This is a genomic window from Filibacter tadaridae, from assembly GCF_900609045.1.
GTDB classification, from domain to species: Bacteria; Bacillota; Bacilli; order Bacillales_A; family Planococcaceae; genus Sporosarcina; species Sporosarcina tadaridae.
In genome coordinates, this window is the sequence record NZ_UXAV01000020.1 from 1 (window position 1) to 15417 (window position 15417).

A 15417-nucleotide genomic window follows, 5' to 3' on the forward strand; every position below is an offset into this window, starting at 1 on the left:
CGTGCGTTTTCCATTAACAATCCATCCCTCATGTACAGCTGCTATCTTTTCTTCGCGCCCGCGCGTTCTGCCTTTTTGCCTTTTTACATAGAGCCCATCTACTTCCACAAAAAGAACGCGCCTCATCGGAGTAACGGAGGGGCCGGGTATGACTTCGGTCTGTAAAAGATGTTGTCTAATTGCTTCATGGCTAATGACGGAGTACCCCAGAAGCTTTTCTAGCGTACTAGATGCATGGCGATAAGAGGAGCCTTCAACCGCTAGCTCCATCGCCATTTCCTGTACGAGGGGACTCAACCCTTTTGCCCCGTCAAACTGTAAATATTGATCCAATAAATAAATATACTTTCCGTTCTGCCGATCATAATAATAATTTCTAGTAATTTTAATGGAGCCAAATAAAGCATCCATCGTCATGGGGCGTTTATCTTTCAGTTGAAATCGAGTTTTATCTCGACTTTCCGCTAGTTGTTGATCCAGTTCCGTTAGGAGCTGTTGAAATACGTTCGCAAACGTTTGTTGAAGTGTTCGAAATAAATCTGTCTCAATTTCTTTTAATGTAGGTAACTTTATGTTATTTTTAGGCATGTGGGTTCTCTTTCTCCTTAGTGTTTGTGTGCAAACTTCACTATACAAGAAGAGAGCCCCTTTTTCATGCCTTTAAACCTACCGCGCTATCGCTTACTTTCCGCTCCCTGCAAGTTGGAATCCAAAACCGGGATTCCAACTTGCAGGGAGCGGTTACTATTTATTCACCCACAAACATTTTACTCATACCGCTTTGCATCCAACCGTTACTCAGTTCCGTTAGGAACTTATGGAGTATTACCAGAGAATCAGGTTGTTTTAGACATACAAGGCGAGCAACAAGATAAGTTAATCATTCGTAAGCAGTCAAATGGTGAAGTATTGGCAGAACACCAAATTAGTAGCGAAAAAGGGAAGCTTATTCAAAATCGTAATCATACCCGAGACCGTTCTAAAGGAATTGAAGAGTTAAAGAAAAGCGTCATTTCACATTTTAAAGAACAAGAAGACGCATCGATATATGTGGACGAAATTTGTAGGACATACGTGCGTTATCGCCGGGATCAATTAACAATTCTTCTAAGAGTGATTAAAGAAGAAACCGAATGGATTGACCCAGCACTTCAAAAATGTATACGTGAAAAACTATACAGTGCGAATGACTTTAGAGACATAGTGTATTACTTGAAGCAATCGAATCTAGAGGAACCAGCCCAGCTCCATGAGCAACAGCAAGTCCCAATGACTCCAACGAATATTCAAGTAGAAACACGCCCCTTAGAAACTTATACACGAATTCTAGGAGGAAATGTCTCATGAATAAAACCGTGAAAGACTTACAGAATCACTTTCGGCAGCTACGGCTATCAGAAACAGCAGAGGAGCTCCCGCAGCTCCTTCGCGAGGCTGAAAAAGAGTCTTGGACCTACTTAGAATTTTTGGAAGCCATCACATCATTTGAGCTAGGTAAACGCGAGTTGAAAAGTATAGAACGTCGCATTAAATGGGCGCGCTTCCCCTATATTAAGACGCTACAAGAATTTCAAGTAGAGGAGCAAACAGCCCTCACATCTCGTCAACTGACACAGTTACAAGAGTTTAGCTGGTTAGAGCAGCAATACAATTTAATCTTATTAGGACCACCTGGTGTCGGTAAAACGTTTCTAGCCATAGGGCTAGGCCTGGAAGCTATTCATAAAGGATTCCAAGTGTATTTTGTGACAATGGGTGAATTAATTCAGCTACTGAAAACCCAAGAATTTGCGCATAAATCGCAGGTGCAAATGAAACGACTCCAAGCGTCTGATTTGGTGATTATTGATGATTTGATGTATATGGCGATGGATCAGCGTGAAGCAAATCTATTCTTCCAACTCATCAATCATCTGTATGAACGAAGTTCCATTATTCTAACGTCGAATAAGAGCCCAGAACAATGGACGGAATTAATGGGAGATCAAGGGGTTATGACAGCCATTCTAGATCGACTGTTACATCGTGTCGAAGTGATTCATATGAATAGTGATAGTTATCGTATGAAAAATAGGCAGCATATATTTTAAGCAAAAGTGTTCATTTCAAACGAGCAGAAACTGTTCAATTTAACTTGACGGTTACAACAATGCGGTATGTGCTGGATTAACAACCTTACACCGAGCCTCGCATGAGTCCCAAGCCAGGAAACCAGCAACACGTGCTGGCTTGCCCCGCCAAGGCTATCATGCCCGTCACTCGGTGTAAACTTGTGAATTTAAGTATCGGTAGCCTCCCCAGTCATTGTGTATCCTGTATCTAAGCTTCCCATGCAGGGTGTAAATGATTATAGAAGGGGAATGGTAGACTACTTGTCATTCGCTGGTATATTTGTTGTCATTCGATGGTAAAAGACTTGTCAGTGGTGGTACATTTCATTGGCTGTAATCAATCAACCAAGAAAAAACATTTACAACGAATAATGGATTTATAGTCTTCAGCCAAAACTTTAGTAATTAAAAATGAATTACTTTGCGATTTCTAATTTAAAGTAAATTCTCCCACTTAACAAATACAATACCATTGCCGAGCAGTGGCAATGATATTGTATTTGTGTCCTAGATAAATTATAACTACTTAAGATAAAGCATTGCGTAACGAGACCAAATATATTTCACTAAATCAAATAACCATTCAAAATTCAAAAAGGCTACCAATATTAATATCTACTTGTTTTTCAAAAATTAAAATTTCCCATTACTATCCACATCATAAATTAATGACTCCTTTAAAAACCACTTTAGAATTTTATACGTTTTATTCCAATCAATACAAACTTCATATTGTTGAAGAAATCTTGGAATATTACCAATTAATAAATGCCAATTCCCAATGTATTCTTTATCTGATACTCTAGCAAACATTGCATTGTGTATTATCATCATGTGGTGGATTCTGATCTCCTCCACTTTGTAAAGAGAGTATATATCTACTAGGGGTAAACAGGAATGCCATCCATCTGGATACCTTGATACTTCAAGATATCCGATTTGATTATCATTAATATACTTTTTATCCTCTTCATGTATACATCCATATTTAAACGGGGTATACTCCTTTTCTTCTTCTTTTGCTTTTTCCAGGATATCTATTCCTTTTTCAATGACTTTTTTCTCGATCTTTTTATCGTCAATCGCCCCTAATATTCTGTAGCCGTTGTAATTTATAGAATCGAGAATACGATTACAGTGCTTGCTTTGCAATGGATTTTGAATATCTCCGTATTCAATAGTTTTCCCATAATCATGATATGAAAGCAGTTTATAAACTCTGTAATCAATGTGTTTAACATCAAGGCAATTTATTTTCTCAGGTGCTAAATCGAATATATCTACAGGGAAATCACTCCTATTAAATGCACCTATTTGATCCAATTTATTTATTATAAAATTGTCTTTCATATTTATATAGCTTCCAAGCAAATGTCTAATCCCTTTTTCACTTTGATCCATCACTTTTCTTAATATATCAATCGATTTTAACTCTTCTAAAAAACCATGTTCCTCAAACACGCTTAATGCAGTATCTAGTGTATATACACTATAATCTTTTCGGTTATAATACATTGTCCATACACGATTAATTGAATAAATATCAATCTGTCTCTTTTCATGGTTTACTAACCTTAAAAAAGATTGCGCATATTCTACCGTTTCAAAAGATCCTTTGGAAGCACTTTCTCTTATTATCTCGTCCAAAGATTTACCATAAAAGAAATTTTTATCTCCTAATTTCCCCATTTCATTAAGTTGATATTTGGCAGATATTAATATTCTTGCTGACCACATACTTCTTATACCGTACTTCTCAACGATTTTACTTAATTGGTATTCTGCTATGCTTTTATCGTTTTTCAGGTATTCATCCAGTAATTCAAAATAAATATCCTCTTGGTCCTGATTAATCCAAACATTAACCATATGTCTTATTAAGATATCTTGCTTCTCAAATTCGGTTATACCACTATCTTCCAACCTTTCTAATGTCTCTTTGTAATTCGGTTTGTTTTCCCGTATTTCAAAGTAATGTTGTTCATCATAAACTGCTTCATATAGTGTTTCTATTTGATTTGAATCATACATTCTATCTGTCAAATACCTTTTATATGGTCCCTCCTCCTGTAACTTTAATAGAATGAGAGTATTCCATAAAACACCCGTACTAAATATCTCTTCCTCTATAATTACATGATCATTCATATATAGAAGAATCTGATACACCAAACCGTCATTTCCAATTAAATCATTACGATTAACCATTTGACAGATTAAGGAAAATGAATAATATTGATATAAATCAAGTACTCCTTCCCGATGCTCTAATAACCTCTGTAGCTGGTTATATAATGAGGTTACTGAATTGTAATCTAAAGTCCTTTCAAGTAAATCTGAAAAACTTCCAACATCGCTATACATCAATAATATGTCTTTGTAGAAATTTTCGCTAAGGTCAAATGAAGACAATCTTGACATGAAATTTACAGTTCCACTTAACAAACTATCCTGTACAAACTGATTTATTCTATCTTCTAACTCTGGATAATTTTTAATTTCATGCCTCAAGTAGGTGTTAAAACTATCATGAATTAACGAAATTCTATTCAGTGTTCTTTTAAACAAATATGGATGTGTTTCTACAAATTCCATAATGGCGCCTACTAGGAAGGATTCTTCAAGAATAATTTTAATCTCAGATTCTGTGAAAAAACTATTGTTTGTTGCAAAAATAGATAATAATGATTTTGGTTTAACTAGATCAAGCAGTAGGCCATAATATTGATTTAAACTTTCAATTTCCAGAGTAACATTTATTTCCTTATGTATTTTATAATGTTCAGCAACAAAGTAGGTAATTATAGGATAACCATCGGTAACATTATAAATTTCTCTTACAACTCGATATTCATAGATATTGTAAGCCATCGCTAAATATAATTCGGTTTCTTCAAAACTCCAATTTTCCAACTCCATCTTTCCCCAATTAACTTTAGCTAAAAGTGGTCTCGACAAAACAACTATAGGGGCATTTGCCAGTGAATTAATGAAGTCTATATATAAATCAAGTTCCTTTGGATTGTAATTTTCTACATGATCAAGACCATCAATTATCAGTATCCTTTTTTGCCTAACAATTTCTTGAATTAACTCTGCGGTAGTATAACTCTTTGGAGAGTTGAAAATTGCTACTGCTATATCATCTAAAAATGCATCAAATTGTAACCGTTTCATAAGTCGTTCGTCTTGAGATCCAGTCCAGAATCTATAAACTACTGCGTTATCATATTTTTGAATCAACTCTTTAACATAATGACTCTTACCTACGCCAGGCTTACCACCTATCCATAAAATACCTGTTTCTATACTTTCTATCGGCTCACGTATTAATATTGTTTTGTCACTTAAGTCTAGAGACATTCTGATCACTTTTGGCAGATCCCCTACCATAATCATAAAGTTCGAAGAAGTTGTTAATGAGAAGGCATACTGAATGATCTGAACCTCCCTACTTTCAGTACTAAACATCTCATCAAGTAGATTTTGTACTTCACTAGGAGTAAGTGGGATTATTACTATTTCATTTATTATTATTGCTGGTAAACCCAAAAATTCTGAGTCTGTAATAATCTGGTCAGTATTAATTATTACAATATTATTTTCGTGTTGATTGTAAACATTTGAGCTTCCTTTGATTCGAAAACTATCTTTACTTATAGAAATGTCATCCAATGAAGTTCCGGGGTAGTTTTTTACCTGAATTCTATAATTCTTATTGGACTCTAGGTATAAATCATCAAAGTTTCCAGTAGTAATTGCTTCCGATTCAATTTTTTTGATTTTCCTTTCAACATCCATCTTTGCTACGAACAATGTGAATATGTAGTGTTGATATGTGTAACCTTTGAGTGCATTACGTGCAGCTTGACCCATAACATCCCTCCTTTGTCTCTCATCAATACTATATTAACCCTTATAGTATCTATACTTTTATTAACTATCTACGTGTCAAATAATAAAGTTATTAAAACAATACACTTCAAAAAAACCTCACTTACTTGTGATACAGTTCCCCATATCACAAGTAGATTCACCTAATCATTCATCAATCAAATAATGATAAAGCTTCCCCTCCACAGCCTGTTCCATTGCCATATTCATATGAACAACAGGAAGGTCTTTCCCATTCTTATCAGTCATTCTGTCTTCTTCAACACTGGATTTGTCAGGGTACCCTTGTCCTAAATAATAGAAATCGGTTCCCTCGTCGTCATCTTTTTTTACGAAGATATGAATATCGATATTATTATCGTCTGAATGAATGATTTTCTGAACTTCCTGCGACCTCAATGATCGATTACTTCTTGTGTACCACTTAAGTAGCTCCGGATTGAGGAGTTCATCGCCGTAATTAACGCTGGATTCAACTTCTTCATTCTTATGGTAAGTAATGAAGATGGGACATGTGTTGTGCTTCGGCTTATATCCATACATCGTTGAACTTTCATCTGCATTCCAATTCAAAAGCTTACAAGCATCTTTTCTGGAGTACTTTTCATATAGAGTAAGGGGCCGGCTGCATTCATATAGCTCCGATTTTGATTTTGCACTATGAATAATGTCTTGAACCAGCTTTCCGAAGTAAGGATTGCTTGTTAATCCTTCGCGAATTAATTCATTCAGCGTGTAATTTCCACTTTCATCTACAGTGACTAGTGGTTTTCCACCATATTTACTTTGGACACTTGTTGTGAAGAAGGATAAGTATAACAATCGATTCACTGAGTCCATTGTTGCTACATCTGTCCGACAATTATTTGCAGTTAGCAAGCTCAAATAGGCATCGTAATGAATCTTTTCCTGTTGCAACAATTGTTCGAGCAATAGTATTTCATGCAGGCGTTTTCCATTCAATACTTCTAACGAAAGCATTGTTAATACCTTGTCTTCATAGTCCTTCACGGTAGGTACTTCTTCTTTCATCTTCAATAGAAACTGGTAATAGTTTGTATGTTTCTCCACAATGACTACAGGATCGATGGAATGATTCGTCACAAAATCGTATAAGTACGGAACCCGGCCAATTTTATTTTTCAATTCTACATAGGCATCCCGTAAAACTTTCAGTGCCGTCAAATTACTATCATTGATCGAACTAAAAATCCGTTTTTTAGCAATCTCTTCGAAGTTAACGGTTGATACGCCCTTAATGTAGCTTGTATCCTTTGTTCGGCGACGTACATTATCTTTGTTTTGGGATTTGTCACCTGAGAGTGCAACCGGGATTAAATAATTGTTTTTGTAGTTACCGATAAAGTCGATAATCGTCACGTAGTTTTTCGAATTATGCTTACGTAATCCACGTCCAAGCTGTTGAATGAATATAATACTCGATTGAGTTTGTCTCAACATCACCACTTGATTTATGCTCGGAATATCAATTCCTTCATTAAAAATATCTACCGTTAAAATATAATCAAGGAATCCATTTTCCAATTGGGTTATCCTACGTTCCCTTTCTTCTGGCGAATCATCACCTGTTAATGCAACGGTTCTAAATCCCTTCTTGTTTAGCGCAATAGATAACTCTCTTGCTTCAGCTTTCCGGCTGCAGAACATTAATCCTTTTACTTTCTCACCCGAAAAACCATAGTAATTAATCTTCTCGATAATGTGGTTTACACGTTTGTCAGTGACAAGTTTTGTAAAAACGGCTGTATCATCGACTGATTCTCCATCTAACTCAAGATCGGTTACTCCAAAATAATGAAATGGACAAAGCATATCCTCTTCAAGTGCTTCCTGTAGCCTAATTTCATAGGCAATATTGTAATCAAACAGGGAGTAGATATTAAATTCATCTGTCCGCTCCGGTGTGGCTGTCATTCCCATTAGAAATTGCGGTTTAAAGTAATTAATGACTCGCTGATAAGAAGCGGCCCCCGCCTTATGTACTTCATCAATTAGAATATAATCAAAGTCTCTCGGATCAAATTGATTTAAGTTTTCTTGTTTTGACAGCGTTTGAATACTTGCAAAAAGATATTTCTTATCCAATTGCTTGCTAGCACCTACATATAATCCGAACTCTTCGTCGATTCCACCCAAAATTCTATGAAAATCCTCTTTTGCTTTGTTTAATATTTGCTCCCGGTGAACAATAAATAGCATCCTCTTAGGCGCAAAACTTCTAACATCAAATGCAGACAAATATGTTTTACCGGTGCCTGTTGCAGAAATAACTAGCCCTTTATCATTTCCCTCATCACGGACCGCCCGTATTTGCAGCAAAGCGGCTTTTTGCATTGCATTTGGAACTATCTTCATCGATTCCTCGATAGCATTCGGATTATAATTGGCTGGCATCTCTACCACTTGCTCAGCAAGTTTTCTATCTGCATTTTTTAAGTACTCAATTTCGTAATCCTCTATCCACTTTCCGGTTAATAAATCTGCGTCTTCCCAAACATCCTCAAATTGATTTTTAAAATGATGAACAATATCACCATTCTCATGGGATGTTAATTTCACATTCCACTCATAATTCACTTTCAATGCATGGGCGGTTAGATTGGAACTACCCACAATTAAAGAGTAGTGCGTTTTGTGTTTAAAAATATAGCCTTTGGAATGGAAACCTTTTAACTGTGTTAACCTTACTTCCACGTTCGTCAATTTCATGAGTTCCCTAAATACTTTGGGTTGATTAAAATATAAATAGGTAGATGTTAATATTCGTCCCGTAACCCCCTTTTCTTTAAGATCTAAAAATAATGACTTCATTGTTGCTAGGCCGCTTTCCGTAACAAACGCTACTGAAAAGATAAAGTCTTCACTAGTTTCAAGTTCTTCCTGTATTGTATTTAACACGTTGATACTTTTCTTTGCATTATTAATTAATAACTCTGGTTTGAAGCTACCTATACTGCTCTGATTTTTGTTCACAAAGCCTTCTTGTAGTGAAGAATTTAAATTCCGTAAAAAGCTTTCCATTTAATCACCGCGTTCCCATACTATTTTTAATTCTTTAAAACTCGCCCGTTAGCTTATTAATTGCTGGAATATCTGCAGGCGCCCAATCTAGGGACCGTAACCCTTCCCTTGTAACCCACCTAACTTCTGCATGTTCGGAAAGTACGGGGGTACCAAAAACGACCTTTGACATAAACGTCTCCAACCTAACAATGACTTTTTCATATTCATATGTCGTATCTTCTACTTGATTAAACACTTCAATCGTACAACCTAGTTCTTCTTGAATCTCTCTTTTTAAAGCCTCTTCTTTTGTTTCGCCTTTTTCAATCTTTCCACCTGGAAACTCCCAGTAATTCGGCAATGTCATCTCTGGCCCTCTTAGTGCACATAAAATTTCGTTGTTTTCATTTTCAATGATTGCTCCTACAACATGTACAATCTTCTTGATTTTACTCACCTATTCTTACGCATATTTTCTACACTTAAAAATCCAAAAGGCTTATCTGTTAATTATAAACAAATCATACCATATAGCTGTCAATTAAATGTTTAATTTGTCGATTAACTTTAATTTCTCAAGCGTCATACCAATCCGTCCAATACGCATCTCCATTGCCATTGTCGTGAATTGCTAAGTAGTCCTTCCAAGAGATAACTTTTAGCAGACAAGCCTCACTGCAATACTGTGTTCCGTCTGATTCAAAATAGAACCCTTCTTCCATCGGCGTACTACATTCGGAGCATAGACGCTCATCTTCTTCCTAGTCTTTCATGCGAAGATCTTCAGCAACTAGCATGGTTTTCATTTCGAAACGTGTTGTATAGACAAATTTAAAATCCTCTTCGTCCATATCATATATTGCGCACACCCTATCACTTACTATCAATATTCCGTTTGGAACAACAATCGTTCCGCTACCGTCTACTAATTGAATGGTCGTACCTTTGAATTCCAATGTACCCCACTCCTTTATAAAAGCTTCTCTCAAATCAATTAATCAATTCTGTTTCGGGAACAATCCTCAAACTTTCACAAGTGCAAGCCTGACACATATAGGTTTCATCTGCGTGCATTTCGTGACATTTGTTGCAGACGTATAAAACGGCTTCATACTCCCCTGTATTTTTATTGAAAATAGTAGGTTTTATATTCTCTTCCATTCGTTTACACCACCTTCGCACTGATCTTCAAATTAATATAAACCTTATCGTCCTACTCGACTTCTACTACATTCACACATTGAGTAGCAAGCATGTGACCTAAATCTCCACTTATTGTACAGACATAAGGAAACCAACCTTCATCTAAATCATAAATCGTACAAAGGCCTTCACCTTCTACCCAAACTCCTCTTTTAACAATAACTTCTCCATCATCATGGATCACTTGGACTAGCGTTTCTTCGATATCATACTTGATAGTTGGTTTCAAAATAGATCCTCCTCCGAATTCATTTTTATCTATATGCCTTTCCGATCCCCCTATCATCGTTTATCAAACCACATTGCTTTTAGATTTCATTCCGACTGAAACCCATCCAAAACGGGTAAAGAACTAACAACTATGCAACAAAGGAGTTTTTACATATGAACCCACAATTCGAAGAACTACAAAAACGTATGAATCATATCGGGAACTTGAACAACTACCTAGAAGACTTGCTTGCTAAAATTCCGGGTAATTTGTTGTCGGGGAAGCAGCAGGCGAAGTTGATGGATGTTTTGCTGGATGATAGTGATTTGACTAGTTTGCTGGAAGGTTTGAAGGATCCGCGACCGCCGCGTTTTGTGCTTGTTGGCAGGACAGGTGTCGGGAAAAGTAGTTTGATCAATGCGATGAGTGGTAGGTATCTAGCGGAAGTGAGCGATGTGGAAATTGGGACGGAGGAAGCGCGTCGGTTTACGTACGAGTCGGATGGACAAGTGTATTTTGAAGTGATTGACACGCGTGATATTGGGGAATCGGAGGCGTTTACGAAAGATGCAGATGCAGAGGCTGAGCTTGCGGCTGTCGTTAAAGCGTTTCGGCCGGATGCAATACTGTTTTTGCAAAAAGCGACGGAGCGGGCGCATAGCGATATTGATGTGGAGAGCGCGAAAAAGATGATGCTGAGTGCCGGTTATGGTTTGCCGATGGTTGGCATTATTACGCATGTGGATGAGCTGAATCCTTCCCGCATAAAAGACCCTGCTGATTATCCGCCCGGCAAGCTTGCGTTAATGGAGGACAAGAAGGGGCAGCTGAGGCGTATTTTTAAGGAGCAAAAGGTGCCAGTTGATGCGATTATTCCTGTCTCTTCTTATATCGAGTGGAGCCAGGATCCTGACGATTTATCCGAAGTTGAACGTGGTGAGTTGACGATTGGGTTTGACGGACGTTATGGAATCGAGGAACTGCTGGATTTTTTGGAACAAAGTATCGACATACGGGCGGCTATCCACCTGGGTATGACGATACGCATCCATAAGATTTCCGAAAGGATTGCGCTGCGGTTCATCAAAGTATTTTCGACGCTTGCCGCCACGGTTGCGCTGAGCCCGATCATTGCGACGGATATTGCTGTTCTTTTGTCGTTGCAGACGGTCCTTCTGATGATTATCGCTTATTTGTCGGGCCGCGATTTGGCATTCAAGACAGCACGGGAGCTACTAGTATCGCTTGGCGGAATTGGCGCTACCGGTTTTACGCTACGAATGATTGCACAGCAAGGCAGTAAGTTCGCGAACCTGATTCTGCCCGGTGCAGGTTCCGCCATTAGCGCAAGTATCGCGAGCGGCGGAACCTATGCAATCGGCAAGGCTGCGGTTGCTTATTATTTGAAAGGTGTTCCGGAAGAAGAGTTGAATAAAGTTGTGAAGAATGCTCGGGATGAGTTTGATAGAGGTTTGGAGTAGATGTGCGCTGGGCTTAAAAAAATCAAATAAGGACCAAATAAGGTAGATTAACGTACCTTATTTGGTTCTTATTTGTGTTGTAGGACTCCTTATTTGGTTTTTATTAAGCGAGAGTCCCATGCTTAGTGGGGTATATAGTCCATTTAATCGCATATGAAAATGCCGCTGGGTTTACAACTATAACTTCCATTGCTATCAAGCCCATTGTGTACCGGAAAAAAATACACGGCTCCAAAACAATACAATCTTGTTTCAGAGCCGTGTACCTACTTCTCTCACTGAACAGCTGATTCAATAATTTCTTTCACTTTTGCAAGGGGTATTTTTGTTAATTGTGAGATGGATTCCGCCGACACGTTTTCTGCATGCATATTAAGGATAATCTCTCGGTCACGCAAATGTGCACCTTCTTCGCGGCCTTTTTCTATCCCTCTAAATTGGGCATCTTCTTCCCGTTGCAACTGATCTTTCAAGTGAATTTCCCTGGAAATCGCCATTTTAACAGTTTCCGGGTTCTGACTCAAACGTTCAATTTGAGAAAGGGCTTCTTTCAACGTTGAACTTTCCATAGCCAACACCTCCTTTGTTTTTCTATCGCTGTTCATGAACAATAGCCACTTTTCCAAGTCATTCGATTCTATTATTGACTTTGCCCGTAACTTCGGTAACTCCAACACATGAATTTCTAGATGGTTGGAAAAAACCGTGCCATCCTCCGGGTCCATTATCAGAAACATACTATGAAAATTTGATTTCGGCAACAACTTGAAATTGACGATGACAATCTGGACTGCTTTTTTCAATTCCCGATAAGATTTCCCAACCTTATCTTGACTGCCATACATTTTTGCCCAGTACATCAGCATCCGTTCGGAAAATGCCTTATGTCCTTGATATTGCATCTCGACATTGATTTGCTCTCCGCGATTTGTTAGCACACGCAGATCCATCACAGATGATTTATCACCAGAATGAGCTACTTCAATCGTTGGATCTGTCAACATAACGGATGTAATCGATTCACCCAAAATCGCCCTGAGAAATTGTAAAAGTAGTCCGTTACTTCGCTCATCCGTGAAAAAAGCTTTGAATACAAAATCATTCCGCAGGTCCAAAGGCTCGGCACCATAGACATCTTTCTCTTCGCCTACAACAGAGACCAACACATGCACCACCGTTTCTTTCCCTCTATTATAGAACTAAGGTTCCCCAAAATCAATTAATTTGACTGATTATTCTACCACCCGAGCTAGCAATCCAAAAACAGAAATTCATTCAAAATGAAAATATTGTCGTTTGTTAATATATCTAACAGATAGCGGATGTACGTCTTCTATTTTAATCAAAAAAAGCACCCAGTTCCAAAACAATTCAAGATTGTCTCAGAGCCAGGTGTCTACCAACTATTTCCCTATTTAACACGTGATGATTTAATAAAGAGTGAAACAATAAGACCGGCAATCGCCAGTATGAAACCGAAGATAAAGGAATCCTGGACACCGGCCGTCAAGGAAGCTACGATGTTTGATGGATCGGTTGGGTTCGTAACCCCCTTTAAATAAGCTTCTTGAGAAACCGACATGATGGTGATGGCTACAGCCGTTCCGATTGCACCGGAAACTTGCTGCAGGGTATTCATCAAAGCGGTACCGTCCGGATAAAGTTCTCTTGGTAGTTGGTTTAGCCCGTTTGTTTGCGCGGGCATCATGGTCATGGAAACACCAATCATCAGTATGGAGTGCATCACAATCACCATGACGATGGATGTCTCTGCGGTTATCGTCGACAGCATCCATAACATAACAGCCATCAATACAAACCCTGGAAGAACAAGTCCTCTTGGTCCATATTTATCGAAAATGCGGCCGGTGATCGGTGACATAATCCCGTTTAATAAGCCACCTGGTAAAAGAATAAGGCCTGCTGTAAATGCCGCTATCGCCATCCCTGTTTGTAAGTATAGAGGCAATAGAATCATGGATGACAAAATAATCATGAACGTGATGAATACGGTGAGTAAGCCCAACGTAAACATCGGATAGCCCAAAACACGTAAATCAATCATCGGTCTTGGCATTTTAAATTGTCGAAGCGAGAATAAGGCGAGAGCTATTAAGCCAATTAGTAAAGCAGATACTACGATGGCACTTCCCCAGCCATTTTCGCCCGCGCTACTGAATCCGTAAACAATCCCACCAAAACCAATTGTGGATAAAATAATCGAAAGTACATCAATTTTAGGTTTCGTTATGTCAGAGACATTTTGCATATAAACAATCCCGAAGAGTAAAGCGATTATAAACAGCGCTAAAGAAATCCAGAAAATCCAATGCCAGCTGAGATATTCTATCAATAAACCGGAAATCGTCGGCCCAATAGCTGGTGCAAACATAATCACCAACCCCATCAGTCCCATGATCGTTCCTCTTTTATGAACAGGGAAAATGACAAGAATTGTATTGAACATAAGTGGCAACATCAGTCCCGTACCTATTGCCTGAATAACACGGGCCACTAGCAATACTTCAAAACTTGGAGCCAATGCGGCGACCAGCGTTCCAATAATCGAGAAAAACATTGAGGCGAAAAATAAGTGGCGCGTACTGAACCATTGAATCAGCAGACCCGAAACCGGAACTAGAACCCCTAAGGTCAATAGATAACCTGTCGTCAACCATTGAATAGCTGAGGGGGAGACTTGAAATATCCGTATTAAATCACCTAGCGCCATATTTAAGGCGGTTTCACTGAATAGCCCGATGAACCCTGCCATTAAAAAAGTGATTAAAATCGGGGTCGTTTTGATGACTTGTTTTTCTTGTTGTACGTTACTTGTTACCATTCATTATTCCTCCACCTATTTATCAAATCGACCTTGGTTCATTATGACTTTTAGAGTTACAACCTATTTCTTCAGTAAAAAAGGTATTTGTTCAGCTATTATTCGCAGCGGTTCTCTAGATTTCGTCGTTAGACATAGAAGAATTCCGCCTTCTAGCATAGCATTGATCAGTAAACCTAACTCTTTTGCATGCTTCTCGCTATACCCCGAGGCAAGTAACTTCTCTACATAGATCAATTGCCAACATTCAAAAGCTGATTGACAGGCCAGTCTTATCGGTTCACTCGTTAAAGAAGTTTCGCCCGCTATCGTTCCGATGGGCAATCCGAAAATTTCCTTGTGCACGCCGAATTCTTCGGACAGGTCATTGATATGTGCTTGAAACGCCTGAATAGGTTCTTCAAACTTTTCTAATGCTCTACGGATTTTATCTGCTACAAACTCTTTCGTGTAATCTATAGCCGCAATAGCTAATTCTTCTTTGCCATTGGGGAAATAATAATAGAGCGATCCTTTGGCGGTGCCACTTTCCTTAAGGATTTCATTAAGCCCTACCCCGTAATATCCACGTGTACGAAAAAGTCGAGAAGCGGCTTTGATAATAATATCTTTCGCATTTTTTTTATCAGTCAACGTTTTTGCGCTCCTTTA

The 15417-nt window shown here is 38.3% G+C and carries 13 protein-coding genes; 3 read left to right on the top strand and 10 right to left on the bottom strand.

What is annotated here, in order from left to right:
* The coding region (locus FILTAD_RS02955; RefSeq protein ID WP_203229637.1) for a UPF0236 family transposase-like protein at positions 1-588 on the bottom strand (588 nt) is incomplete at its 3' end.
* 66 nt (positions 589-654) lie between these two features.
* Between FILTAD_RS02955 and FILTAD_RS02960 the strand changes: the two genes are divergently transcribed.
* Both FILTAD_RS02960 and istB read left to right on the top strand, forming a co-directional pair.
* Positions 655-1347, top strand: a complete 693-nt coding sequence (locus FILTAD_RS02960; RefSeq protein ID WP_124069024.1) for a hypothetical protein — start codon at positions 655-657, stop codon at positions 1345-1347.
* Entirely contained in the window at positions 1344-2090 is a 747-nt protein-coding gene (gene istB, locus FILTAD_RS02965; protein WP_124069025.1) for an IS21-like element helper ATPase IstB, read from the top strand. The genes FILTAD_RS02960 and istB overlap by 4 nt, the downstream gene beginning before the upstream one ends.
* Before the next feature lie 654 nt (positions 2091-2744).
* Here the strand turns inward: istB and FILTAD_RS02970 are convergent.
* The 6 genes from FILTAD_RS02970 to FILTAD_RS02990 all read right to left on the bottom strand — a co-directional run bounded on the left by FILTAD_RS02970 (position 2745) and on the right by FILTAD_RS02990 (position 10461).
* Positions 2745-5987 carry a hypothetical protein gene (locus FILTAD_RS02970; protein WP_124069026.1) on the bottom strand — a complete coding sequence of 1081 codons (3243 nt, stop codon included), beginning with the start codon at positions 5985-5987 and terminating at the stop codon, positions 2745-2747.
* Between the two features lie 165 nt (positions 5988-6152).
* Positions 6153-9047, bottom strand: coding sequence for a DEAD/DEAH box helicase (locus tag FILTAD_RS02975; protein WP_124069027.1), 2895 nt, complete (start codon positions 9045-9047; stop codon positions 6153-6155).
* Positions 9048-9081: 34 nt separating this feature from the next.
* Entirely contained in the window at positions 9082-9477 is a 396-nt protein-coding gene (locus FILTAD_RS02980; RefSeq protein WP_124069151.1) for a (deoxy)nucleoside triphosphate pyrophosphohydrolase, read from the bottom strand.
* A 313-nt stretch (positions 9478-9790) separates the two neighbouring features.
* Positions 9791-9985: a hypothetical protein gene (locus FILTAD_RS02985; RefSeq protein ID WP_124069028.1), complete on the bottom strand. Its 195-nt coding sequence runs from the start codon at positions 9983-9985 to the stop codon at positions 9791-9793.
* 34 nt (positions 9986-10019) lie between these two features.
* The gene (locus FILTAD_RS15755) at positions 10020-10190 is read right to left on the bottom strand and encodes a hypothetical protein (RefSeq protein WP_160117553.1); all 171 of its coding nucleotides are present in this window, start codon (positions 10188-10190) and stop codon (positions 10020-10022) included.
* Between the two features lie 52 nt (positions 10191-10242).
* A complete protein-coding gene (locus FILTAD_RS02990) occupies positions 10243-10461 on the bottom strand; it encodes a hypothetical protein (RefSeq protein ID WP_124069029.1) in 219 nt (72 codons plus the stop codon).
* Positions 10462-10616: 155 nt separating this feature from the next.
* Here FILTAD_RS02990 and FILTAD_RS02995 point away from each other — a divergent pair, with 155 nt between their 5' ends.
* Positions 10617-11924: a GTPase family protein gene (locus FILTAD_RS02995; protein ID WP_124069030.1), complete on the top strand. Its 1308-nt coding sequence runs from the start codon at positions 10617-10619 to the stop codon at positions 11922-11924.
* Positions 11925-12199: 275 nt separating this feature from the next.
* On the opposite strand, the gene FILTAD_RS03000 is transcribed toward FILTAD_RS02995, so the two are convergent.
* From FILTAD_RS03000 to FILTAD_RS03010, 3 genes are all read right to left on the bottom strand, one after another.
* Complete coding sequence (locus tag FILTAD_RS03000) at positions 12200-13099, bottom strand: Rpn family recombination-promoting nuclease/putative transposase (RefSeq protein WP_124069031.1); 900 nt, start codon at positions 13097-13099, stop codon at positions 12200-12202.
* A 236-nt stretch (positions 13100-13335) separates the two neighbouring features.
* The gene (locus FILTAD_RS03005; protein WP_124069032.1) at positions 13336-14766 is read right to left on the bottom strand and encodes a DHA2 family efflux MFS transporter permease subunit; all 1431 of its coding nucleotides are present in this window, start codon (positions 14764-14766) and stop codon (positions 13336-13338) included.
* A gap of 63 nt (positions 14767-14829) precedes the next feature.
* Positions 14830-15399 carry a TetR/AcrR family transcriptional regulator gene (locus FILTAD_RS03010; protein ID WP_124069033.1) on the bottom strand — a complete coding sequence of 190 codons (570 nt, stop codon included), beginning with the start codon at positions 15397-15399 and terminating at the stop codon, positions 14830-14832.
* Between the last annotated feature and the right edge of the window lie 18 nt (positions 15400-15417).

Bases quoted from the DNA above. Each gene is read 5' to 3' on its own strand.
- FILTAD_RS02960 (WP_124069024.1), top strand. From the start codon at position 655: ATGCCTTTAAACCTACCGCGCTATCGCTTACTTTCCGCTCCCTGCAAG.
- istB (WP_124069025.1), top strand. From the start codon at position 1,344: ATGAATAAAACCGTGAAAGACTTACAGAATCACTTTCGGCAGCTACGG.
- FILTAD_RS02970 (WP_124069026.1), bottom strand. From the start codon at position 5,987: ATGGGTCAAGCTGCACGTAATGCACTCAAAGGTTACACATATCAACAC.
- FILTAD_RS02975 (WP_124069027.1), bottom strand. From the start codon at position 9,047: ATGGAAAGCTTTTTACGGAATTTAAATTCTTCACTACAAGAAGGCTTT.
- FILTAD_RS15755 (WP_160117553.1), bottom strand. From the start codon at position 10,190: ATGGAAGAGAATATAAAACCTACTATTTTCAATAAAAATACAGGGGAG.
- FILTAD_RS02995 (WP_124069030.1), top strand. From the start codon at position 10,617: ATGAACCCACAATTCGAAGAACTACAAAAACGTATGAATCATATCGGG.
- FILTAD_RS03005 (WP_124069032.1), bottom strand. From the start codon at position 14,766: ATGGTAACAAGTAACGTACAACAAGAAAAACAAGTCATCAAAACGACC.